This is a genomic window from Agrobacterium sp. NPDC058088 (genome assembly GCF_042885035.1).
In the GTDB taxonomy this organism is placed as follows: domain Bacteria; phylum Pseudomonadota; class Alphaproteobacteria; order Rhizobiales; family Rhizobiaceae; genus Agrobacterium.
In genome coordinates this window covers 61,986-83,441 of record NZ_JBHVSU010000012.1, presented here as the reverse complement: position 1 = coordinate 83,441, position 21,456 = coordinate 61,986, and the positions used below count along the sequence as shown (strand labels likewise).

The following is a 21,456-nucleotide window of genomic DNA, read 5'->3' as shown; positions in this document are numbered from 1 at the left end:
CCGACAGCGACGCTGTCACTGTAACCCTCACCCGGGCGGTGAGTGGAGAGGAACCTGTCATGCCCTTAGCCATCTTCGCCTTGACGATCGCGGCTTATGCGATCGGAACAACGGAGTTCGTCATTGTCGGCCTTCTGCCGACAGTTGCGACCGACCTCCACATTACCCTTCCGCTTGCCGGCCTCATCGTCAGCGTCTACGCACTCGGCGTCACTTTCGGCGCGCCGATCCTGACAGCGCTCACCGGCAAGATCGAAAGAAAGCCGCTCCTGCTCGGCCTGATGGCTCTGTTCATCGTCGGGAACACCGCTGCGGCCCTTTCGCCCAGCTACGAGATGTTACTTGTCGCCCGTGTGATCGCCGCTTTTGCCCATGGTGTCTTCTTCTCCGTCGGTGCGACCATTGCCGCCGATCTCGTGCCGGAGAACCGCCGCGCCTCGGCGATCGCCATGATGTTCATGGGTCTGACCGTCGCCATCGTCACCGGCGTGCCGATCGGCACCTATATCGGCCAGGTATTCGGCTGGCGTGCGACCTTCTGGGCCGTTGGCGCGCTTGGTATCCTTGCCTTTGCAGCGATTGCTGCCCTGTTGCCGAACACGCTGAAAAAGGCTCCTCCGGCAAGCCTTCTTGACCAGGTCCGCGTGCTTGGTTCCGGCCGTCTGCTGATCGTTTTTGCCATGACTGCACTCGGCTACGGCGGCACATTTGTCGCCTTCACCTTCCTCGCGCCGATCTTGCAGGATGTTACCGGCTTTTCGGAATCCAGTGTCAGCCTGATCCTTGTGCTTTACGGCATCGCCATCGCCGCGGGCAATATCGGCGGCGGCAAGATCGCCAACCACAATCCAGTCAAGGCGTTGATCGGCCTCTTCGCGCTGCAGGCAATCGTCCTGGTGATCTTTTCCTTCACCGCGGGTTCACCGGTCTTGACCCTGATCACGCTTGCGGCCCTCGGTTTCCTGTCGTTCGCCAACGTTCCAGGTCTCCAGCTTTATGTCGTGCAGCTTGCCAAGGAACAGCGCCCCGGCGCCGTTGATGTCGCTTCGGCGCTGAATATCGCGGCCTTCAACCTCGGCATCGCGCTTGGCGCATGGCTTGGCGGCGTCGTGGTGGAATCGCCGATGGGTCTCGGCGCAACTCCCTGGGTTGGCGCGATCCTTGTTGCCGTCGCCTTGTTGCTGACCATCTGGAGCGGGGCTCTCGACCGCCGTGCGGCTCCCATGCTGAAGACCGCTTGATGTTGGCAAGCTTGGTGTGAGTGCTGAGTTGCCCGCCGGGCGCATCTGCCCAACCGCTCTGCAAAGACTGATAATCGATGACCAAGGAGAAACAAATGCACAATGTAACCGCCAATGGCGCCACCATTCCGGCCCTCGGCTTCGGCACGTTCCGCGTGCCTGGCCCCGATGTTCTCAGGATCGTTCCACATGCGCTAAAGCTTGGCTTTCGCCATGTGGACACCGCGCAGATCTACGGCAATGAGGCGGAAGTTGGCGAAGCCATTATCCATTCAGGCGTGGCCCGCGGCGATATCTTCCTGACTACCAAGGTCTGGGTCGAGTATTACGGGCATGACGCCTTCATCAAATCCGTCGATGAGAGCCTGATGAAGCTGAAGACCGATTATGTCGATCTGCTTCTGCTGCACTGGCCCAATGAAGCGGTTTCGCTTGCCGAGCAGATCGGCGCGCTGAATGAGGTGAAGGAAGCCGGCAAGGTTTGCCACATTGGTGTTTCCAACTTCAATACCGAGTTGATGGCTGAATCGGTCAGGCTCTCCAAGGCTCCGATCGTCACCAACCAGATCGAGTTGCATCCTTATCTCAATCAGGACGTGGTCATCGCCGCGGCGAAGAAGGCAGGCATGTCGGTGACAGGCTATTTCGGCATGGCTGACGGCAAGGTCTTCAACGATACGGTCCTCAAGGACATCGGCGCCCGGCACGGCAAGTCGGTTGCGCAGGTGGTGCTGCGCTGGCTGGTTCAGCAGGAGGGCGTCATTGCGCTATCCAAGACGGTCGGTGAGGCTCGCGTTGCCGAGAACCTCGCGATTTTCGATTTCGCACTCACGGCCGATGAAATGGCCGCCATCCACGCCCTTGCTGTTCCCGACGGCCGCATCGTATCGCCGGACGGTCTTGCGCCGGTCTGGGACAAGGCCGCCTGATAATGGGAGGGGAGGGGCGTCGTGCTCCTCCCTTCATGTCATCCTGCGACATGTCATGCAGTATCCGACTGATCTTGATAGCGGCCGGCTCACGCCATGACGGGTCACGATGTCGGAAGCAGCACGCCGACGGCGAATTCTTCGTCGGTTGCGGTGTGGCCCGCCTGTGTCTTGCGATATTCGCTGGGGGTAAAGCCACGCTCCGTCCGCAGCGTACGGGAAAGATGCGGGGCGTCGCAGAAGCCGGTGGCAAGAGCGATCTGGGTGATCGGGTCATGCGTCGTGCGCAGAAGCGAGAGTGCACGGTCCAGCCGGAGTTCGAGATAGACTTTGGACGGTGACGCCTTCAGGTCGTTGAGGAAACGCCGTTCGAGGCTGCGGCGGCCCAGGCCAAGGTCGTGAGCCAGTTCCAATACGGTTCTCGGAACTTCGATATTCTGCTGCATTCGCAGGATCGCCTTTTTGACGAGGGGGTCATTGGCCTTGCGTGCGCTCTGCTGGCCGGGCTGCGGTTTTTCGCCACTCAACGCGCTGTCGATCATCATGATATTGAGGCTCTTGATGGCGGCGGACTGGCCGACATGGCGCTCCACGAGGAAGGCCGCCAGATGGGCAGCACCGTGCCCACCGGAGCAGGTCAGCCGGTCTCTGTCGATGACGAAGATCTGGTCGGAGACCATCTGCACGGTATCGAAGCGATCAAGAAAATCCTGACGGTGGAACCAGCTCACGCAACAGCGATAGCCATCAAGCAGGCCCGCTTCGTGCAGAATGAAAACGCCGGTGCAGAGCCCGACGATGGGAATGCCCGCCGCCGCCCGGTCTTTCAGGAAACGCAGAGCCTCCTGGGGCAGGGCGCTATGATCGCTGATCAGGCCGCCGACAACGACGATATAGTCGTAATGCCCGGCGTCCATCAGCCGAGTGTCCGGCTGCACCTTCACCCCGCAGCTCGACTGCACGTTTGCAAGCGTTGCCGAGAGCACCGACCATTCGCACAGGATGGGACGGGAACGGTCTGCCTCGTCGGCGGCAAGGCGCAGTACGTCGACGAAATTCGCGAAGGCGGACAGCGTGAAACGATCGGCAAGCAGGAAGGCGACGCTCAGGCGTTTTCTGTTTCGATGTGAGCTCATGACGCAAATATTCATTCAAACGGACGCGATTGTCCAGCCGGGCGACGGCAAATGATCCTAGCTTTTACGACAATAGATTTTCCAACCGTCGGGTCCGATCATGACGCGTTTTAATGCTTTCAGTCTTTTGAAAAATGCCCTGACGGGCAATAAAAACTGGGAAGAACAATGGCCCGACAGCCAGCCGAAAGCCGAGTATGACGTCGTCATCGTCGGCGCCGGCGGCCATGGATTGGGGGCGGCCTATTATCTCGCCAGCCAGCACGGCATCACCAATGTGGCCGTCATCGACAAGGGCTGGCTCGGCGGCGGCAATACCGGCCGCAACACGACGATCATCCGCTCCAACTATCTCTACGACGAAAGCGCCCGTCTTTACGATCACGCGGTCGATCTCTGGGAAAATCTCAGCCAGGAACTGAATTACAACGTCATGTATTCGCGGCGCGGCGTGCTGATGCTAGCCCATAATGTTCACGACGTGCAGAGCTTCAAGCGTCATATCCACTCCAACCGTCTGAACGGCGTCGACAATCGCTGGCTCTCGCCTGAGGAATGCAAGGAATATTGCCCGCCTTTAAGCCTTTCGCCTGACGCCCGTTACCCTGTCATGGGCGGCGCATTGCAGGAGCGTGCGGGCACGGCGCGCCACGATGCGGTCGCCTGGGGTTATGCGCGCGGCGCCGCCGCCCGCGGTGTGGATATCATCCAGAACTGCCCAGTCACCGCCATTCGTCGTAACGCCGACGGTTCCGTTGCCGGTGTCGAGACGGCACGCGGGTTCATCAAGGCGAAGAAGGTCGCGGTTTCCGCCGCTGGCCACACCTCTGTCGTCATGGATACGGCCGGTGTCCGCCTGCCGCTCGAAAGCTATCCCTTGCAGGCGCTGGTATCTGAGCCAATCAAGCCGATCTTCCCCTGCGTCGTCATGTCCAATGCCGTCCACGCCTATATCAGCCAGTCGGACAAGGGCGAGTTGGTGATCGGTTCGGGCACGGACCAATACACCTCCTATTCGCAACGCGGTGGCCTGCCGCTGATCGAGCATACGATCGCGGCCATCGTCGAAATCTTCCCGATCTTCAACCGCATGCGGATGCTGCGCAAATGGGGCGGCATCGTTGATGTCACGCCGGATCGCTCGGCCATTCTCGGCAAGACGCCGGTGGCGGGGCTCTATGTCAATTGCGGCTGGGGTACCGGCGGGTTCAAGGCCACGCCGGGCGCTGCCCACACCTTTGCCTGGACCATTGCCAAAAACGAACCGCACCCGATCAACGCGCCGTTCACACTGGAGCGTTTCCGCTCCGGCCGCCTGATCGACGAGGCCGCCGCCGCCGCCGTGGCGCATTAATTTCACGCATTTTCCGGAAATGCTCCGAGGATTTGAATCATGCTTTTGATCCGCTGCCCCTATTGCAACGAAACGCTGCCCGAAGCCGAATTCACCTATGCGGGCCAAGCCCATGTTGTTCGCGCTGCCGACCCGTCGTCGCAGACAGATGAGCAATGGGAAGAATTCCTGTTCATCCGCGAAAACGTAAAAGGTCCGCATTTCGAACGCTGGCGGCATCTGCATGGCTGCGGCCGCTTTTTCAACGCCGTGCGTGACACGGTGAGCGATCGTTTCCTGACGACCTATCGTGCGGGTGAGCCGCGTCCTGAACTCTCTTCCCTGACACGCTTGACCGCAAGCTCCGAGGTGTCGAAATGAACTCCTATCGCGTTTCCGGCCGGGGCCGGGTGGATGCTTCCCGCTCGGTCAGCTTTACCTTCGATGGCAAGACCTATCGCGGCGTGCAGGGCGATACCGTCGCCTCCGCGCTCCTTGCCAATGGCGTGCATCTTATGGGCCGCTCGTTCAAATACCACCGCCCGCGCGGCCCGGTGGCGGCGGGTTCCGAAGAGCCGAATGCGCTGATCGGCACCCGCCGCGGCGCCGGCCGGTTCGAGCCTAATACACGGGCCACGGTGCAGGAAATCTGGAACGGGCTGGAAACCACCTCGCAGAACAAATATCCGAGCTTGAAATTCGATATCGGCGCTGTCAACGACATGGCCTATATGCTGTTTTCGGCCGGTTTCTACTACAAGACCTTCATGTGGCCGAAGAGCTTCTGGAACAAGGTCTATGAGCCCTTCATCCGCGCGGCCGCGGGCCTCGGCGTTTCGCCGACGGAAGAAGATCCTGACACCTACGCCTCGCGCAACCTGCATTGCGACGTGCTGATCGTCGGTGCCGGTCCCGCCGGTCTAGCAGCCGCGCGCGCGGCGGCGGTCGAGGGTCTCAAGGTCGTGCTGGTCGATGAAAATGCCGAAGCCGGCGGCACGCTGCTGTCTGAACCCCAGGCGAAGATCGACGGCAAGCCCGCTTGGGTCTGGCTCGCTGATGAATTGAAGGCGCTGAAGGAGCAGGGCGTCAAGGTGATGACGCGTACCACGGCGATTGCCTATTACCACCAGAACATGATCGGCCTTTGCGAAAAGCTGACCGACCATCTCGAAGCCGTGCCGAAGGATACGCCGCGCGAACGCCTGTGGCGGGTTAGGGCGCGTCAGGTGGTGCTGGCGCAGGGTGCGCTGGAAAAACCGCTGGTTTTCCACGGCAACGACCGGCCGGGCGTGATGCTCGCGGGTTCCGCCCAGACCTATCTCAACCGCTATGGCGTCAAGGTCGGCAACCGGCCGGTGGTGGTGACGAGCCATGACAGCGCCTGGTATGCGGCTTTCGATCTTCACGGCGCGGGTGCTCGCGTTCAGGCCATTGTCGATACCCGCGCCAAGGTGCGCGAGGAGCTGGTGAATGAGGCGCGCGCGCTCGGCATTCCCGTTAAATTGTCGCATACGGTCACGGCGACGTCGGGGCGGTTGCGCGTCAAGTCGGTTCGCGTCAATCCGGTGGATGGCTCCAAGGTCGGCGCGGGTCAGGACATCGCCTGCGATGCCGTGCTGATGTCGGGCGGCTGGACGCCGTCGCTGCATCTCTTCTCCCACACGCAGGGCAAGATCGCCTGGGATGACGAGCGGACGACCTTCCTGCCAGCGCTCACCAATGAGGATTGTGTGATTGCAGGCGCCGGTCGCGGACTCTGGGGCATTGAGGCGGCGCTGAAGGACGGTGCGGAACGGGGGCGTGAAGTCGTCGCAGCCCTCGGCAAGACCGCCAATGTTTTCAGCCATGCGGTCGACCATGACCGTATCGGCAGCGGTGTATCGCACACGGAACTGCCGAGCGATCGCGATGCAGGCAAGGCCAAGGCCTTTGTCGATTACCAGAATGATGTGACCGCCAAGGATCTGCGGCTTGCCGTGCGCGAAGGCATGCGCTCCATTGAGCACGTCAAACGCTACACCACCAATGGCATGGCGACGGATCAGGGCAAGATGTCCAACATCAACGGCCTGAACATTGCCGCACAGGCACTTGGCAAACGCCAGCCGGAAGTGGGGCTCACCACTTTCCGTCCGCCCTATACGCCGACAACCTTTGGGGCCTTCGCCGGTTATCACCGTGGCGCGCATTTCGAGGTGACGCGCAAGACGCAGATCGACAGTTGGGCCGGGGCCCATGGCGCGGTTTACGAGCCGGTCGGGCAATGGCGTCGCGCCTGGTATTTTCCAAAGCCCGGCGAGGACATGGATGCCGCCGTCGGCCGCGAATGCCGGGCGGTGCGCCAGAGCGTGGGCATTTTTGACGCTTCGACGCTCGGCAAGATCGAGGTCGTCGGTCCCGATGCGGTCGAGTTCATGAACCGCATGTATACCAATCCCTGGACGAAGCTGGCTGCCGGTCGTTGCCGTTATGGCCTGCTGCTCGGCGATGACGGCTTCATCCGCGATGATGGCGTTATTGGCCGCATGACCGAAGACCGTTTCCACGTCACCACCACGACTGGCGGTGCCGCCCGGGTGCTGAACATGATGGAAGACTACCTCCAGACGGAATGGTCCGATCTCAATGTCTGGCTCACCTCGACCACGGAGCAATGGTCCACCATTGCTCTCAACGGCCCGAACGCGGCGAAGCTGCTTACGCCGCTGGTGGAAGGTGTCGAGCTGACCGACGAGGCCTTCCCGCATATGTCCTGCGTCGAATGCACCGTGGCCGGCATGCCGGCGCGGCTGTTCCGGGTCAGCTTCACCGGCGAGATCGGCTTCGAGGTCAATGTGCCTGCACCGCTCGGTCGCAAGCTCTGGGAAATCCTGTGGGAAGCCGGTCAGCAATATGGCATCACGCCTTACGGCACCGAGACGATGCATGTGCTGCGTGCGGAAAAGGGCTACATCATCGTCGGTCAGGACACCGATGGCACCGTCACGCCCTATGACGCGGCGATGGGCTGGGCCGTTGGCAAGAACAAGCCCGATTTCGTCGGCAAGCGCGGCCTTGCGCGACCCGATCTGGTCGCCAAGGGCCGCCGCCATCTCGTCGGCCTTCTGACGGAAGACCGCTCGAAGCTGGAAGAGGGCGCACAGATCGTCTTCGACCCGAAACAGCCTATCCCGATGAAAATGGTCGGCCACGTTACATCATCCTACCATTCGGATGCCGTTGGCCAGCCGATCGCGCTGGCGCTGGTGGAGGGCGGTCATGAGCGTATGGGCGAGACCGTCTACATCCCGATGCTGGACCGTACCATCGCCGCGAAAATCACCGGGATGGTCTTTGTCGATCCCGAAAACACACGCCTGAAAATCTGATCCGGAGATGACAATGAACATGCGCGTTTCCTCCCCCGTTCCCGGCACGCTGGCCGAGAGCAAGGCAGCCCGGGTCAGCGTCTCGGCCGCACAGGCCCGGTTTTCGCTGCGGGCGCGCGGCGATCTGGCACCGCTCAACGCTGCCCTCGGCCTGAACTTGCCCGACCGGATCGGCACCCGCGCCGCTTCCGGCGACATTGAAGTTCTGCGGCTTGGTCCCGACGAGTGGACCGTCGTTGCACCAACGGCGGAAATCAACAGGCTAATCGCCGCCTGTGCTGGCGTTTACGCCGATCTTCCGCACAGTCTTGTCGATATTTCCGGGCGCGAAGTGACGCTGCTGATCGAGGGTCCGCAGGCCGCCGAACTGCTGACGCTAGGCTGCGCCCGCGATATCGAGACGATCGGCATCGGGGAGGGACGCCGGACGATTTTCGACGGTGTGACCGTGGTGCTGTGGCGTGATGGAGAAAACCGTTTCCGCATGGATATCTGGAACAGTTTCGTATCGCATCTGGGCCATCTGCTAGAAACTGGCTGCAAGGAACTTGCCGCTGATATCGCCTGATCTGGGAGGAAAAATTATGCTAGACCGCCTGTCACACAACAATCGCCGATACGCGGGTTCTGGCGCGCGCGATCCACGCCCATCTTCAATAACGGACCTTTTTGAACGGCAATAAGATGGTCGGTTTCCCGCATTGTCTAGGGACATGTTCATAGCGTATGGGCTGAGCTCGCAGTCTCAGCCCGTTCTTATTCCGTTTGTCTCGAGGCTCGTCGTCCTGCAAGACTTCTGTGTCTCTTCTTATTCCGCAGGCTGCTCGACCGCAGGTGCCGAGTGTAAATGTGCGGGTTCTCCAGACAGGCTGCGCTGCCCAAGTCCGATGATGGCGACCGTGGTCAGGCTCGCGACAACCGATACCCAGAAGCCGTTATCCGGGCCGAAATTATCGATCACCCAGCCGGAGATGAAGGCGCCGAGCGCCATGCCGATGCCAATACCGGTCATGACCCAGGTCACGCCTTCCGTCAGCATCGATTCCGGCACGCGGCGCTCAATCAGGCCGAATGAGGTGATGAAGATGGGAGAGATTGCCACGCCGCTGAGGAAGACGGCAACGGCAAGCAGGGCAACGCTGGTATTGGCGACGAGGAGCGGCAGAGCGGTGAGCGCCAGCACGCTGACGGCGATCAGCAGTTGCCGCTGCAGCGGCATTTTCGGATTGATCGCGCCGAGAATGAGGCCGACCACGAAGGAGCCGATGGCATAGACGCCGATCACGAGGCTGGCCGCTTCCGGCTGACCGAGATCCTTGGTGATCGCGACGGCGCTCACCTCGGCCGTGGCGAAGGTCGAACCGACGAAGATCAGGGCGAGCGTGATGATCTGCACCGGGCGCAGGAAGATGGCCGAACGCTGCCGGTGTCCGCTTTCCACCGGCCGCACTTTCGGTTCGGTCGAGCGTTGCAGCAGGAAGGCGAAGCTGCCGAGCGCCAGGAAGGTGGTGCTGATCATCATGCCGGCTTCCGGAAAGAGCGAAACCGCAAGGCCGACGGAAAGCGATGCGCCGGCAATATAAACCAGCTCGTCGGCGGCGGATTCGAACGCGAAGGCCGTATTGAGTTCCGGCCGGTCGCGGAAGATTTCCGTCCAGCGGGCGCGCATCATGGCTGGAATGCTCGGCATTGCGGCGGCGAGGAAGGCGGAAAGGAACAGCGTCCAGGCCGGCCATCTCTGGCTTGTTGCGATGATCAGCGCCGCAAAGGCGATGACCGAGACGATGGTGGCGGGGATGAGGACGCGGCTTTGCCCCTTGCGATCCACCAGCCGGGAGATTTGTGGTGCTGCGGCGGCATTGGTCAAGGCGAAGGTGGCCGAAACGGCGCCAGCCAGCCAATACTCCCCATGGGTCTGCGAAAGCATGGCGACGATACCGATCGGGGCCATGGCGATGGGAAGGCGGGCGAAGAAACCGGCGACGGAAAAGCCTTTTGCCCCTGGAGCGCGGAAAATTTCTCTGTATGGATTAGCCATTGGGATGCACCTTGTTCAAAGGGTGTCCACCACATACATACGTGGCGTATGTAAATGAGACAATTGCATACGGTGCGTATGTCAACTAATATACGCCTCGTATGTGGAGAATGGAGAAAAAATGCGCAAACCTCGCAGCGAAATGATTGCCGAGACGCGGACTAAGCTTCTGGCTGCCGGCCGCAAGGCCTTTGGCAGCATCGGTTATGCGGAAGCGTCGATGGATGACTTCACCGCCGAAGCCGGTCTCACCCGCGGCGCGCTCTACCATCATTTTGGCGACAAAAAAGGCCTGCTGTCGGCGGTCGTGGCTGAAATCGATGCCGAGATGACAAAAAGGCTCTGCGATATCTCCTCTAAGGCCAATTCCCGATGGGAGGGCTTTGTCGAGGAGAATCTCGGTTATGTGCGCATGGCTCTCGAACCGGAAATCCAGCGGATCATGTTTCGCGATGGGCCGGCGGTGCTCGGCGATCCGTCGCGCTGGCCAAATGCCAATGGCTGTATCTCGGCCGTTGCGCGCAGCCTCAGCGCTCTGAAGGAGGAGGGCACCATCGGCGACATCGATCCGGAGGCATGCGCCCGCTTTATCAATGCGGCAAGCAGTAGCGCCGCCCAATGGATCGCCAATTCCGACGACCCCGAAACGACTTCGAAACGGGCGGTCGACAGTTTCCGGTCGTTTCTGGAGGGATTGCGGATCAGGAAAAACTGACCCTGTGCAGGGCGAAATCCCCGTGCTCCGTCACGCCCGATATGTCCGATACGACCATCTGCAAGTCATGCGACTGTCATATGGCGGGTCTAGGAGAGGTTGTAGTTTTCACATATCTCGAGAGAGGGGATTATGCGCAAAATTGTTGCCACTCTGGTCGCTTCGACCATTCTTGCCGCCGCCGTCCAGGCTGCCGAGGTTTATCCGCTGGATCGTGCCACGATCCTGACCGGTTCGCCGTTTGATTTCAAAGTCGAGTTCGCTTCCGTCGTGAAGCCGGAAGACGTCAAGATCACCGTTAATGGTCAGGATTACAAGGCAGCCCTCGGCAAGGACGCGGAATTCGTCGCCGAGGAAAAGGGTAAGGACAAGGTGTTCGGTTCGGCCGTCATCCTGCGCGGCGTTACGCTTGCCAATGCCGGTGACTACAAGGTTGAAGTCTCAGCCGGCGCCGAAACCAAGAACGTCACCTGGACCGTTTATGGCACGCCTGCCCAGGCGAAAGCCAAGAACGTGATCTTCCTGATTGCCGACGGCCTTTCGGTCGCCCATCGCACCGCCGCCCGCATCATGTCCAAAGGCATGACAGAGGGCAAGGCCAATGGCCGTCTCAACATGGACGACGTGCCGCCGGTCGCCTTCGTCGGCACCTCCGCCACCGACGCCGTCGCCACCGACAGCGCCAACATCATGTCCGCCTACATGACCGGTCACAAGACCGCCGTGAACGCAATCGGTGTTTACGCCGACCGCACCCCCGCCTCGCTCGACGATCCGAAGGTTGAAACGCTGGCAGAAGCGCTGCGTCGTCAGACCAGGAAATCGATCGGCATCATCACCACCGCCGAAGTGCAGGATGCGACGCCGGCTGCCGTCGTTGCCCACACCCGCAAGCGTGGCGACAAGGCCGAGATCAACGGCATGCTGTTCGACGTGAAGCCGGATGTTCTTCTCGGCGGCGGTTCCGCCTATTTCCTGCCGCAGGCCACGGCGGGGTCCAAGCGCAAGGACGACAAGGATTATATCGCCATGTTCAAGGAAGCCGGCTACACGCTGGCGACCAGCAAGGCGGAACTCGCAGCGGCGTCGGGCACCAATACCGGCAAGATCCTCGGCCTGTTCCACACCGGCAACATGGATACAACGCTTGACCGCGATTTCCTGAAAAAGGGCACCACGGCCAAGTTCCCGGACCAGCCGGGTCTCGTTGAAATGACCAAGGTCGCGCTCGACAATCTCTCGAAGAACCCGGACGGTTTCTTCCTGATGGTTGAAGCGGCCAATGTCGACAAGATGTCCCACCCGCTCGACTGGGATCGCGCCGTGGTCGATACGATCGAATTTGACAAGACCGTCGGCATCGCCCGCGAATTTGCGGCGAAGAACCCGGATACGCTGATCATCGTCACCGGCGACCACACGCATGGCGTTTCCATCATCGGCACCGTTGATGACAACAAGCCTGGCACCGATATGCGTGAAAAGGTCGGCACCTATGCCGAAGCCGGTTTCCCGAACTACGAAGACAAGAACGGCGATGGTTATCCTGATAACATCGACGTTTCGCGTCGCCTGTTCCTGAACGCCAATAACGGTCCTGATCACTACGAAACCTTCCGTCCGAAGCTCGATGGCCCGTTCACGCCAGCCGTGCAGAACGAAAAGAAGGAATATATCGCCAACGAGCAGTACAAGGATGTTCCCGGCGCCGTGCTCATTACGGGCATCCTTCCGAAGAGCGCGGAGAGTGGTGTCCATGCCGTTGACGACGTCGTGCTACAGGCCGAAGGCCCCGGTGCAGACGGTTTCCGCGGCTACATGGAACAGAGCGATGTTTACAAAGGGCTCGCTGAAGCTTTCGCACTTGGTACGAAACAGACCAACTAAGCTATGAACCCGGCAAGGGGGCGCCCACAATGGCGTGCCCTTGCCGTCACTTCCGGTATTGCATTGCCTGTCAAAGACGGCTGGCGATGAAAAACCTTCCAAACAGGAGATGGTCATGGGCAAGCCTGAGCAGACGCGGTTCAACCGCCGCCAGACATTGGGTTTTATCGCCGGTCTGCCCCTGCTGGCCGCCGGTACGCGCGCGCAGGCGACAAGCGATCTTACCTTTGACGAACTCTATGGCAAGGTCGGCGTCCTCGGGCTGGAATTCTCCGAAAAGGTCAAGCAGCTGAACGGCAGGGAAATCGCCATGCGCGGTTTCATGGCGCCGCCGCTGAAGGCCGAAGCGCAGTTTTTCGTTCTGACCGAAATACCCATGTCTATCTGCCCTTTCTGCTCCACGGATGCCGACTGGCCGGACAATATCGTCGTCGTTTATCTCGGCGAAAAACAGACCTTCACCCAGCCCGGCCAGACGATAGAAGTGCGCGGCACGCTGGAGACAGGCTCCTGGACCGATCCCGAGACCGGTTTCGTCAGCCTGCTGCGCATTCGCCAGGCAGAATACGCGACGGTTTGAGACCATGCTGTCCCTGAAGATAGATCATCTTGCCGTCTCGTTTCCGGGACTTGCGTCGCTGGTCCTCGTTCTCGACCATCTGCACATCGCCGCCGGCAGTCGTGTTGCGCTGACTGGCGGCTCCGGCTCGGGCAAGAGTACCCTGATCAACATCATTGCCGGTCTCGAGCGCGTGCAGGCCGGCAGCGTCGTCTGGGCCGGGCAGAATATTGCCGATTTGTCGGAGGGGCGCCGTGACCGATGGCGCGCGGCCAATATCGGCCTTGTCATGCAGGAGTTTCACCTGTTTCCCGGCCTGTCTGCTCTGGATAACATTTTGCTGCCCGCCCGCCTGTCACGTGTGGCGGATGCGGACCTGATGAAGCGTGCCGAATCCCTGTTTGCGACCGTCGGCCTCAAACGCCACGGGCAACACGTCGAAACCATGTCGCGCGGTGAAATGCAGCGTGTCGCCATCGCCCGTGCGCTGCTGCGCAACCCCGGTGTCATCATCGCCGACGAGCCGACCGCAAGCCTCGATCTCGAAAGCGGAGAAGCTGTCGGCGACCTGCTGCTGTCCGTCGCCGCCAGCACCGGCAGCACGCTGATCGTCGCCAGCCACGATCCGCATCTGATCGACCGTCTTGACCGGCGCTTGACGCTCAGCGGCGGTCGTATGATCGCCGATAGCGGGCGCGAGGAGATCGCGGCATGATCGGCTTCATCCTTGCCGACCTGCGTCGCCTGTGGTTGGGCGGGGCGGTCGTGGTCCTCCTGGTGGCGTTGGCCACCGCGCTTGGTGTGGCCGTCACATTGCAGGAACGTTCGTTGCGTCTTGGCAGCGCGCGCGCCGCCGATAAATTCGATCTCGTCATCGGCGCGGCCGGCAGCGAAACCCAGCTGATCCTCTCATCCATCTTTCTGCAGGCGGCACCGTTGCCGCTTGTGGATGGCGCCGTTCTGACGAAGCTTGCCGCCGATCCACGCGTTGCCTGGGCAGCGCCGGTCGGATTTGGCGATTCCTTTGCCGGTTATCCCATCGTCGGCACAACGACGAGCCTCGTCAGCAATACGACGCCGGGTTTTGCCGAGGGCAAAATATTCGCGCTGGAAGGTGAAGCCGTGCTTGGGGCCGCAGTCAATCTCTCCCTCGGCGCCGAGATCAAGCCGATGCATGGCAGCGCCGAGACCGGCGGCCACACCCATACCGAGATCGCCTATACGGTTGTCGGCAGGCTGCAGCCGACCGGTACGCCTTGGGATCGCGCCATTCTCGTACCCATACAGGCCGTCTGGCACGTTCATGGTCTCGGTGGGGACCATGGTCATGCGCAAGGACATGGTGAGGGCGATGCGGATACACATGCCGGCGAAGATCATCAGGGAGACGGTCACGATCACGCTCATGAAGACGGCGGACACCCCGAGGCCGAGCATCATGGCGGCATCGATCCCGATGCGCCGATCGCCGAGAATTTTGGCGATGGCCTGCCCGGCCTGCCTGCCATTCTCGTCAAGCCGAAAACCATCGCTGATGCCTATCGCCTTCGGCAGGAATACCGCAGCGGCAATACGCTCGGCGTGTTTCCGGGTGAAGTGCTGACCGGCCTTTATGCGACGCTGGGCGATGCCAAGGCGGTGCTGAGCGCGGTTGCCGCCGGTTCGCAAGCATTGGTGGCGGCGTCACTGATGCTGGTAACGGTCATCCATGTCGGGCAAAGGCGTCGGCAGATCGGCGCGCTGCGGGCATTCGGTGCCCCCCGCGGCTCGGTCTTCGCCATCGTCTGGCTTGAGCTTTTCGTTCTGGTGGCGCTTGGCGTCGGCATCGGTTTTCTGCTGGGCTTGGGCGCTGCCCATATTGGTGCACAGCTCTTCACCGCAAAAAGTGGCGTCATCCTGCCGGTCGGCTTCACCGGGGAAGATCTACGTCTTGCGCTCTTCCTGCTTGGTTTTGCCGCTGTTCTTGCGGCGATACCGGCGCTGCTAGCTTATCGACAGTCTCCTGCCGCCGCGCTGCGTGCCTGAGACAACGATAAGCTTTCGATGAAGCGCGGGTTGCCAAGCGGATGAAGCAGGCGAGCTGGCTGCCGGGCGAGAAGCTTCAGGGAGGCTCGGCCTGAAGGCCTTGCGGGGATGTATGCCCCGAGACTGGCGACGAATCATGCCTTATCCTGCGTTACCGAAAGGCCGTGACATCTCGCCAGTGATGAGAAATCGCAGGCCACTCGATACAGTTTTTCCTTCGGGAAGAAAAACCGGACGATCCGGCGGATTTCTATTTACTTTTGCCGAAGTTGCACGCCATCACGCTTACAGAATTCGCTGCCAGGCGTATCGCGAACCATGGAGGATGAGATGAAGGCACTGGTGCTGGAAGAAAAAGGCAAGCTCTCGCTCAGGGATTTTGATATTCCGGGTGGAGCAGGATCGGGAGAACTCGGACCGAAGGATGTGCGCATCCGCACCCATACGGTCGGCATCTGCGGCTCCGATGTCCATTATTATACCCATGGAAAGATCGGCCATTTCGTCGTCAACGCACCCATGGTGCTGGGCCATGAAGCGTCCGGCACGGTGATCGAAACCGGTTCTGACGTTACCCATCTGAAGGCCGGCGACCGCGTTTGCATGGAGCCGGGTATTCCCGATCCCACATCTCGGGCCTCGAAGCTCGGCATCTATAATGTCGATCCCGCTGTCCGCTTCTGGGCGACACCCCCGATCCATGGCTGCCTGACGCCTGAGATCGTTCACCCCGCCGCCTTCACCTACAAGCTGCCGGACAATGTGTCCTTTGCCGAAGGCGCGATGGTCGAACCCTTCGCCATCGGCATGCAGGCAGCGCTGCGGGCACGCATTCAGCCAGGTGATATCGCCGTTGTCACGGGCGCAGGTCCGATCGGCATGATGGTGGCGCTGGCAGCACTTGCCGGCGGTTGCGCCAAGGTCATCGTTGCCGACCTCGCTCAGCCGAAGCTCGATATCATCGCCGCCTATGACGGCATCGAGACAGTCAACATCCGCGAGCGTAACCTTGCCGAAGCGGTTTCGGCCGCCACGGATGGCTGGGGCTGCGATATCGTATTCGAATGCTCAGGCGCGGCGCCCGCCGTGCTCGGCATGGCGAAACTGGCGCGTCCGGGCGGCGCCATTGTGCTGGTTGGCATGCCGGTCGATCCGGTTCCGGTCGATATTGTCGGCCTGCAGGCCAAGGAGCTGCGGGTGGAGACGGTCTTCCGCTACGCCAATGTCTATGACCGCGCCGTGTCGCTCATCGCATCCGGCAAGGTCGACCTGAAGCCGCTGATTTCCGCGACAATTCCCTTCGAAGACAGCATTGCCGGTTTCGACCGCGCGGTAGAAGCGCGCGAAACGGATGTGAAACTGCAGATCGTGATGCCGCAATAACGGACATGGCTTGCCGCTGATGAATGAGCGGCAGAGATGTTACGGAAAAGTATGAGTGTGGCCCGCCGGCATCCGGTGGGCCACACGTCAAAATTTCACCATAAATCCTATTCGGTTGCGCATTGTTTGGGCGCATCACGGCAAATTGAGCAAAAAAATCGCCGCCTTCGCCACGTTCGTAATCAGCCCTATCGGGCGGCTATTCATTTCTCGACAAAAATGAGTCAAAAAAGTATCAGCAATTTCTTCGGCGTGATGTGGATGCTTAGCCACGGCCCGCCCTATGCTCCTCATCAACGCCTGGGACGAGCCATAAAGAGGAATGGCCCGCTCCGTGAATGCGGCGGACGTATGAATGGGAGGAACTATGATGCAGCCCGATCTGGAACTGGTGCACATCCGCAAGGGCGAATCTTTCGCTGCTTGGCGGCATGGCTATCCGTTCCGCACCGTGCGCTGGCATTATCATCCCGAATATGAAATTCATCTGGTCGTCGCGACATCCGGCACCTTTTATATCGGTGATTTCGTCGGCCGCTTCGGCCCCGGTCAGCTTATCATGACCGGCCCCAATCTCCCCCAGAACTGGATCAGCGAGATCGAGCCGGACGAAATTGTGCCGACACGTTCCCTCGTGATCCAGTTTCCGGAGAGTTTTATCGAGGATGCCTGCGCCTCCATGTCCGAGATGGAAGTGGTGCGCGCGCTTCTGGATCGCAGCCGTCGCGGTATTCTCTTTGACGATGAGACGAGCGATCGGGTCCGTCCGCTGATCCTTCGGCTCATCGAGGCGCAGGGGCTGACGCGTCTGGCGCTTTTCTGGGAAATTCTCGATCTGCTGGTCAATGCGCCGACATCCGAGGTGCTGGCAAGCCTGAGCTACGAGCTTGATCTGACGGGCATTGGCGATAGCGGCATCAACCGCGCACTGTCGCATCTGCGCGAACATTTGACCGAACAGGTCGAGGAAATCGACCTCGCCGACATGGTGGGCCAGAGCCCGAGCGCCTTTTCCCGCGCCTTCAAGCGCCATACGGGTACGACGCTGGTGCGGTATCGCAATCAGTTACGCATTGATCTCGCCTGCCAGATGCTTTTGGCGGATCAGGATGTGAAGGTGGCGGAGGTCTGCTACGATGTCGGCTTCTCCAACCTTTCCAATTTCAACCGGCATTTCCTCAAACTCAAGGGAATGTCACCGTCGAGGTTCCGAACCATTTTTGCGGCCCAGAAGGCAGCTGTGATGGCGGAGTAAACCAGCGACACATCGCCAATTTCTAAGAATTCGGGCAGAGGTCTGTCCGGAAACGGGCACCTGTTGCCCCAACTTTCCTAATGGGAGGAAGAGTGAGATGAAAATGAAATCCAAGTTTCTGATGGCGACAGCCGCAATTGCAATGATGGCCGCTCCGGCGCTGGCGCAGGAAAAGCTGAAGATCGGCATGACCTTCCAGGAGCTGAACAACCCCTATTTCGTGTCGATGCAGGAAGCGCTGAAGGAAGCCGCAGCAAGCATTGGCGCTGACGTTGTCGTGACCGATGCCGGCCACGATGTGGCCAAGCAGATTTCTGACGTTGAAGACATGCTGCAGCAGAAGATCGACATTCTGCTTCTGAACCCGACCGACAGCGCCGGCATCGAAGCCGCCGTGCATGCTGCCAAGGCTGCCGGCGTAATCGTTGTTGCGGTTGACGCCAACGCCAACGGCCCGGTCGACACCTTCGTGGGCTCGAAGAACCGTGACGCGGGTTACAAGTCGTGCAAGCATCTCGGTGACGCGCTCGGCGGCAAGGGTGAAGTCGCCATTCTCGACGGCATTCCGGTCGTTCCGATCCTGCAGCGCGTCGAAGGCTGCAAGGCAGCTCTCGCCGAATTCCCCGAGATCAAGCTGGTCGATACGCAGAACGGCCGTCAGGACCGCTCCGTTGCTCTCGGCGTCGTTGAAAACATGATCCAGTCGCGTCCGAACCTCGCCGGTATCTTCTCGGTGAACGACGGCGGTGCGATGGGCGCTCTGGCTGCGATCCAGGGTTCCGGCAAGGACATCAAGCTGACCTCGGTCGACGGTGCTCCGGAAGCTGTGAAGGCGATTGCCGAGGGTGGTCCTTTCATCGAAACCACCGCGCAGTTCCCGCGTGACCAGGTTCGCGTTGGCCTTGCCATGGCGCTCGCCCAGAAGTGGGGCGCTCGCGTCGTGCCGAAGGAAGTCCCGATCGATGTCATGGTGGTCGACAGCAAGAACGCCGGCGAGTTCAGCTGGTAAGAACTCCTCCCAAGCCCCGTCCCCATCTCGTATGGGGGCGGGGTTAAATCCCGACCATTGAGGAGGGTGAAATGCTGGAACTGAATGGAATAAGAAAAAGCTTTGGCAAGATCGAAGTCCTGCGTGGCGTGGACCTTGAGGCGCGCGCCGGTGAGGTGCATGCGCTTCTGGGCGAGAATGGCGCCGGCAAATCGACGCTGATGAAAATCCTGTGCGGCATTTTGCAGCCATCCGAGGGAACGATCCGCATTGACGGCAAGGATCGCCGCTTTGCCAATTACGATGAGGCGATAGCCGCCGGTGTCGGCATCGTGTTTCAGGAATTCAGCCTGATCCCTTATCTCAACGCCGTTGAAAACATGTTCCTTGCCCGCGAAATTCGCGGGCCGCTGCGCCTTTTGAACAAGGGCGCGATGCGCAAGCGCGCAGCGGAAATCATGGGCCGGCTCGCCGTAGATGTTCCGCTGGACGTGCCGGTGCATCGCCTGTCCGTCGCCCAGCAGCAATTTGTCGAAATCGCCAAGGCGCTGTCGCTTGATGCCCGCATTCTCGTGCTCGACGAGCCGACCGCCACGCTGACGCCTTCCGAGACCGAACATCTGTTCAAGGTCATGCGTGAGTTGCGCCGTCAGGGCGTGGCAATCATCTTCATTTCGCACCACCTCGAAGAAATATTCGAGATCTGCGACCGCATAACCGTTCTGCGCGATGGCGAATTGATCGGCTCGTGCCTGACCTCGGAGGTCGATAACGATCGGCTGGTGGAGATGATGGTCGGCCGGCGCATCGAGGCCAGCTTCCCGCCCAAGCCGCAACTTGATCCTTCCGCCGCAAAGGTGATCGAAGTCGAAGAGCTGCAATTGAAGAAGGGCGGTCCTGTCTCGCGTTTCGCGCTACGCAAGGGCGAAATTCTTGGTTTTGCCGGGCTGGTCGGCTCGGGCCGTACGGAAACTGTTCTCGCCATGCTCGGGGCGCATTCAGCCTCGCGTCGCAAGATCAAGCTCGATGGTGTGGAGACGCGTTTTTCCGGCCCCGATGATGCGCTGATGCGCGGCATTGGCCTGCTGCCGGAAAGCCGAAAGGAAGAGGGACTGATCACCAGCTTCTCCATCCTGCAGAATATCTCGCTGAACAACTACGGCAAATACCGCAAGGCGCACTGGTTCCTCGATCTCAAAAAGGAACTGGAGTACACGACGAAGGCGATGGCGCAGGTGCAGGTGAAGGCACAAGGGCCTTATGCCCGTGTCGATACCCTGTCCGGCGGCAACCAGCAAAAGATCGTCATTGCCCGCTGGCTGAACCACGATATGCGCGTGCTGATCTTCGATGAGCCCACACGCGGCATCGATGTGGGTGCTAAGGCGGAAATCTATTCGCTAATGCGCGAATTCGCCGCCAAGGGTTACTCGATCATCATGATCTCCTCGGAACTGCCGGAAGTCATCGGCATGTCCGACAGGGTCTGCGTCTTCCGCTCCGGCGGCATCGTCGCCACGGTCGAGGGAGACGACATCAATTCAGAAACAATAATGACAAACGCCACCACCGGGAGAGTTGAACATGTCGCTTGATGCAAACACCGGCGTTGCCGCGAAAACGGGCGGTTTCAGTCTCAGTGCCATGCTGCGCTCACCGCTTGCCCTGCCGCTGGCGGGTCTTATCGTCGTATCGATCCTCATGGGGCTTGCGAGCGACAATTTCTTCAGCGTTAACAATATCATGAATGTGCTGCGACAGGTTTCTGTCGTCGGTATTCTCGCCGTCGGCATGACCTTCGTCATCCTCACAGGCGGCATAGACCTGTCGGTCGGCGCTGTCATGGCGCTGATCGGAACGCTGTCCGCGGGCCTGATGGTGAATACCGGCCTGTCTCCGGCGGTTGCCCTGCCGGCCGGCCTGTTCATCGGTCTCGGCATCGGCATCTTCAACGGGGCGCTCGTCGCCTGGGGCAAGATGCCGGCCATCATTGTCACGCTCGCCACCATGGGCATGGCGCGTGGCCTCGGCCTTATCTATTCCGGCGGCTATCCCGTCAGCGGCATTCCGAGCTGGATTTCCTGGTTCGGCGTCGGCCGCGTCGGCATCGTTCCAGTTCCCGTCATCATCATGGTGGTGATTTATGCGGTGGCATGGGTGCTGTTGCAGCGCACGGCGTTTGGTCGTCACGTTTATGCTCTCGGCGGAAACGAGTTGGCGGCCCGTCTTTCGGGCGTGAAGACCCAGCGCGTCAAGCTCGCCGTCTATGGCATTTCGGGTGTGACGGCCGCTTTCGCCGCGCTGATCCTCACCGGCCGCCTGATGAGCGGACAGCCCAATGCCGGTGTCGGCTTTGAACTCGATGCTATCGCTGCCGTCGTTCTTGGCGGCACGGCGATTGCCGGCGGAAGAGGTCTCATTCTCGGCACGCTTATCGGCGCGGTGCTGCTGGGCATTCTCAATAACGGCCTCAATCTGATGGGCATCAACCCCTATCTGCAGGATGTCATCAAGGGCGGCATCATCCTGCTGGCCATCTATATCGGGCGCGAATGGCGCTGAGCCGGCCCGGAAACATCTTCATAAACGCAGGAGAATT

At 60.5% G+C, this 21,456-nt stretch carries 18 protein-coding genes; 16 read left to right on the top strand and 2 right to left on the bottom strand.

The window, feature by feature from the left end; all coding sequences use genetic code 11:
• Window positions 1-59: 59 nt before the first annotated feature.
• Together ACFVTJ_RS22890 and ACFVTJ_RS22885 are read left to right on the top strand one after the other, a co-directional pair.
• Window positions 60-1,241 (top strand): MFS transporter, encoded by a 1,182-nt coding sequence (locus ACFVTJ_RS22890; RefSeq protein ID WP_386910863.1) that lies wholly within the window; start codon window positions 60-62, stop codon window positions 1,239-1,241.
• Between the two features lie 95 nt (window positions 1,242-1,336).
• Window positions 1,337-2,170 carry an aldo/keto reductase gene (locus ACFVTJ_RS22885; RefSeq protein WP_386910862.1) on the top strand — a complete coding sequence of 278 codons (834 nt, stop codon included), beginning with the start codon at window positions 1,337-1,339 and terminating at the stop codon, window positions 2,168-2,170.
• 104 nt (window positions 2,171-2,274) lie between these two features.
• Here the strand turns inward: ACFVTJ_RS22885 and ACFVTJ_RS22880 are convergent, their stop codons facing one another.
• Entirely contained in the window at window positions 2,275-3,321 is a 1,047-nt protein-coding gene (locus ACFVTJ_RS22880; RefSeq protein WP_386910861.1) for a GlxA family transcriptional regulator, read from the bottom strand.
• Between the two features lie 85 nt (window positions 3,322-3,406).
• Between ACFVTJ_RS22880 and ACFVTJ_RS22875 the strand changes: the two genes are divergently transcribed.
• From ACFVTJ_RS22875 to soxG, 4 genes are read left to right on the top strand one after another with little or no spacing between them, the layout of a single operon-like run.
• The gene (locus tag ACFVTJ_RS22875) at window positions 3,407-4,660 is read left to right on the top strand and encodes a sarcosine oxidase subunit beta family protein (RefSeq protein ID WP_386910860.1); all 1,254 of its coding nucleotides are present in this window, start codon (window positions 3,407-3,409) and stop codon (window positions 4,658-4,660) included.
• Window positions 4,661-4,699: 39 nt separating this feature from the next.
• Window positions 4,700-5,020, top strand: coding sequence for a sarcosine oxidase subunit delta (locus ACFVTJ_RS22870; RefSeq protein ID WP_022562852.1), 321 nt, complete (start codon window positions 4,700-4,702; stop codon window positions 5,018-5,020).
• The gene (locus ACFVTJ_RS22865; protein WP_386910859.1) at window positions 5,017-8,007 is read left to right on the top strand and encodes a sarcosine oxidase subunit alpha; all 2,991 of its coding nucleotides are present in this window, start codon (window positions 5,017-5,019) and stop codon (window positions 8,005-8,007) included. Before ACFVTJ_RS22870 ends, ACFVTJ_RS22865 begins: the two co-directional genes overlap by 4 nt.
• 13 nt (window positions 8,008-8,020) lie before the next feature.
• Window positions 8,021-8,575, top strand: a complete 555-nt coding sequence (gene soxG, locus ACFVTJ_RS22860; protein ID WP_386910858.1) for a sarcosine oxidase subunit gamma family protein — start codon at window positions 8,021-8,023, stop codon at window positions 8,573-8,575.
• Between the two features lie 240 nt (window positions 8,576-8,815).
• On the opposite strand, the gene ACFVTJ_RS22855 is transcribed toward soxG, so the two are convergent.
• Entirely contained in the window at window positions 8,816-10,045 is a 1,230-nt protein-coding gene (locus ACFVTJ_RS22855; protein ID WP_386910857.1) for an MFS transporter, read from the bottom strand.
• 121 nt (window positions 10,046-10,166) lie between these two features.
• Between ACFVTJ_RS22855 and ACFVTJ_RS22850 the strand changes: the two genes are divergently transcribed.
• The 10 genes from ACFVTJ_RS22850 to ACFVTJ_RS22805 all read left to right on the top strand — a co-directional run bounded on the left by ACFVTJ_RS22850 (window position 10,167) and on the right by ACFVTJ_RS22805 (window position 21,419).
• On the top strand, window positions 10,167-10,760 hold the full coding sequence (locus ACFVTJ_RS22850; RefSeq protein ID WP_386910856.1) for a TetR/AcrR family transcriptional regulator: 594 nt from the start codon (window positions 10,167-10,169) through the stop codon (window positions 10,758-10,760).
• Between the two features lie 132 nt (window positions 10,761-10,892).
• Window positions 10,893-12,647, top strand: a complete 1,755-nt coding sequence (locus ACFVTJ_RS22845; RefSeq protein ID WP_386910855.1) for an alkaline phosphatase — start codon at window positions 10,893-10,895, stop codon at window positions 12,645-12,647.
• A gap of 115 nt (window positions 12,648-12,762) precedes the next feature.
• Entirely contained in the window at window positions 12,763-13,227 is a 465-nt protein-coding gene (locus tag ACFVTJ_RS22840) for a hypothetical protein (protein WP_386910854.1), read from the top strand.
• A 4-nt stretch (window positions 13,228-13,231) separates the two neighbouring features.
• Entirely contained in the window at window positions 13,232-13,921 is a 690-nt protein-coding gene (locus ACFVTJ_RS22835) for an ABC transporter ATP-binding protein (protein WP_386910853.1), read from the top strand.
• Window positions 13,918-15,231 carry an FtsX-like permease family protein gene (locus ACFVTJ_RS22830; protein WP_386910852.1) on the top strand — a complete coding sequence of 438 codons (1,314 nt, stop codon included), beginning with the start codon at window positions 13,918-13,920 and terminating at the stop codon, window positions 15,229-15,231. Before ACFVTJ_RS22835 ends, ACFVTJ_RS22830 begins: the two co-directional genes overlap by 4 nt.
• A gap of 330 nt (window positions 15,232-15,561) precedes the next feature.
• Window positions 15,562-16,614, top strand: a complete 1,053-nt coding sequence (locus ACFVTJ_RS22825) for an NAD(P)-dependent alcohol dehydrogenase (RefSeq protein ID WP_386910851.1) — start codon at window positions 15,562-15,564, stop codon at window positions 16,612-16,614.
• Between the two features lie 370 nt (window positions 16,615-16,984).
• Entirely contained in the window at window positions 16,985-17,869 is an 885-nt protein-coding gene (locus tag ACFVTJ_RS22820) for an AraC family transcriptional regulator (RefSeq protein WP_144576926.1), read from the top strand.
• 97 nt (window positions 17,870-17,966) lie between these two features.
• Complete coding sequence (locus ACFVTJ_RS22815; protein ID WP_003522008.1) at window positions 17,967-18,878, top strand: ABC transporter substrate-binding protein; 912 nt, start codon at window positions 17,967-17,969, stop codon at window positions 18,876-18,878.
• Window positions 18,879-18,949: 71 nt separating this feature from the next.
• Window positions 18,950-20,452, top strand: a complete 1,503-nt coding sequence (locus ACFVTJ_RS22810; protein ID WP_386910850.1) for a sugar ABC transporter ATP-binding protein — start codon at window positions 18,950-18,952, stop codon at window positions 20,450-20,452.
• The gene (locus tag ACFVTJ_RS22805; RefSeq protein WP_386910849.1) at window positions 20,442-21,419 is read left to right on the top strand and encodes an ABC transporter permease; all 978 of its coding nucleotides are present in this window, start codon (window positions 20,442-20,444) and stop codon (window positions 21,417-21,419) included. Before ACFVTJ_RS22810 ends, ACFVTJ_RS22805 begins: the two co-directional genes overlap by 11 nt.
• The last annotated feature ends 37 nt before the right edge of the window (window positions 21,420-21,456 follow it).

Coding starts and splice junctions, on each gene's coding strand:
- ACFVTJ_RS22850 (WP_386910856.1), top strand. CDS start 10,167: ATGCGCAAACCTCGCAGCGAAATGATTGCCGAGACGCGGACTAAGCTT.
- ACFVTJ_RS22855 (WP_386910857.1), bottom strand. CDS start 10,045: ATGGCTAATCCATACAGAGAAATTTTCCGCGCTCCAGGGGCAAAAGGC.
- ACFVTJ_RS22845 (WP_386910855.1), top strand. CDS start 10,893: ATGCGCAAAATTGTTGCCACTCTGGTCGCTTCGACCATTCTTGCCGCC.
- ACFVTJ_RS22810 (WP_386910850.1), top strand. CDS start 18,950: ATGCTGGAACTGAATGGAATAAGAAAAAGCTTTGGCAAGATCGAAGTC.
- ACFVTJ_RS22880 (WP_386910861.1), bottom strand. CDS start 3,321: ATGAATATTTGCGTCATGAGCTCACATCGAAACAGAAAACGCCTGAGC.
- ACFVTJ_RS22890 (WP_386910863.1), top strand. CDS start 60: ATGCCCTTAGCCATCTTCGCCTTGACGATCGCGGCTTATGCGATCGGA.
- ACFVTJ_RS22830 (WP_386910852.1), top strand. CDS start 13,918: ATGATCGGCTTCATCCTTGCCGACCTGCGTCGCCTGTGGTTGGGCGGG.
- ACFVTJ_RS22825 (WP_386910851.1), top strand. CDS start 15,562: ATGAAGGCACTGGTGCTGGAAGAAAAAGGCAAGCTCTCGCTCAGGGAT.
- ACFVTJ_RS22870 (WP_022562852.1), top strand. CDS start 4,700: ATGCTTTTGATCCGCTGCCCCTATTGCAACGAAACGCTGCCCGAAGCC.
- ACFVTJ_RS22805 (WP_386910849.1), top strand. CDS start 20,442: ATGTCGCTTGATGCAAACACCGGCGTTGCCGCGAAAACGGGCGGTTTC.
- ACFVTJ_RS22875 (WP_386910860.1), top strand. CDS start 3,407: ATGACGCGTTTTAATGCTTTCAGTCTTTTGAAAAATGCCCTGACGGGC.
- ACFVTJ_RS22865 (WP_386910859.1), top strand. CDS start 5,017: ATGAACTCCTATCGCGTTTCCGGCCGGGGCCGGGTGGATGCTTCCCGC.
- ACFVTJ_RS22820 (WP_144576926.1), top strand. CDS start 16,985: ATGCAGCCCGATCTGGAACTGGTGCACATCCGCAAGGGCGAATCTTTC.
- ACFVTJ_RS22840 (WP_386910854.1), top strand. CDS start 12,763: ATGGGCAAGCCTGAGCAGACGCGGTTCAACCGCCGCCAGACATTGGGT.
- ACFVTJ_RS22885 (WP_386910862.1), top strand. CDS start 1,337: ATGCACAATGTAACCGCCAATGGCGCCACCATTCCGGCCCTCGGCTTC.
- ACFVTJ_RS22835 (WP_386910853.1), top strand. CDS start 13,232: ATGCTGTCCCTGAAGATAGATCATCTTGCCGTCTCGTTTCCGGGACTT.
- soxG (WP_386910858.1), top strand. CDS start 8,021: ATGAACATGCGCGTTTCCTCCCCCGTTCCCGGCACGCTGGCCGAGAGC.
- ACFVTJ_RS22815 (WP_003522008.1), top strand. CDS start 17,967: ATGAAAATGAAATCCAAGTTTCTGATGGCGACAGCCGCAATTGCAATG.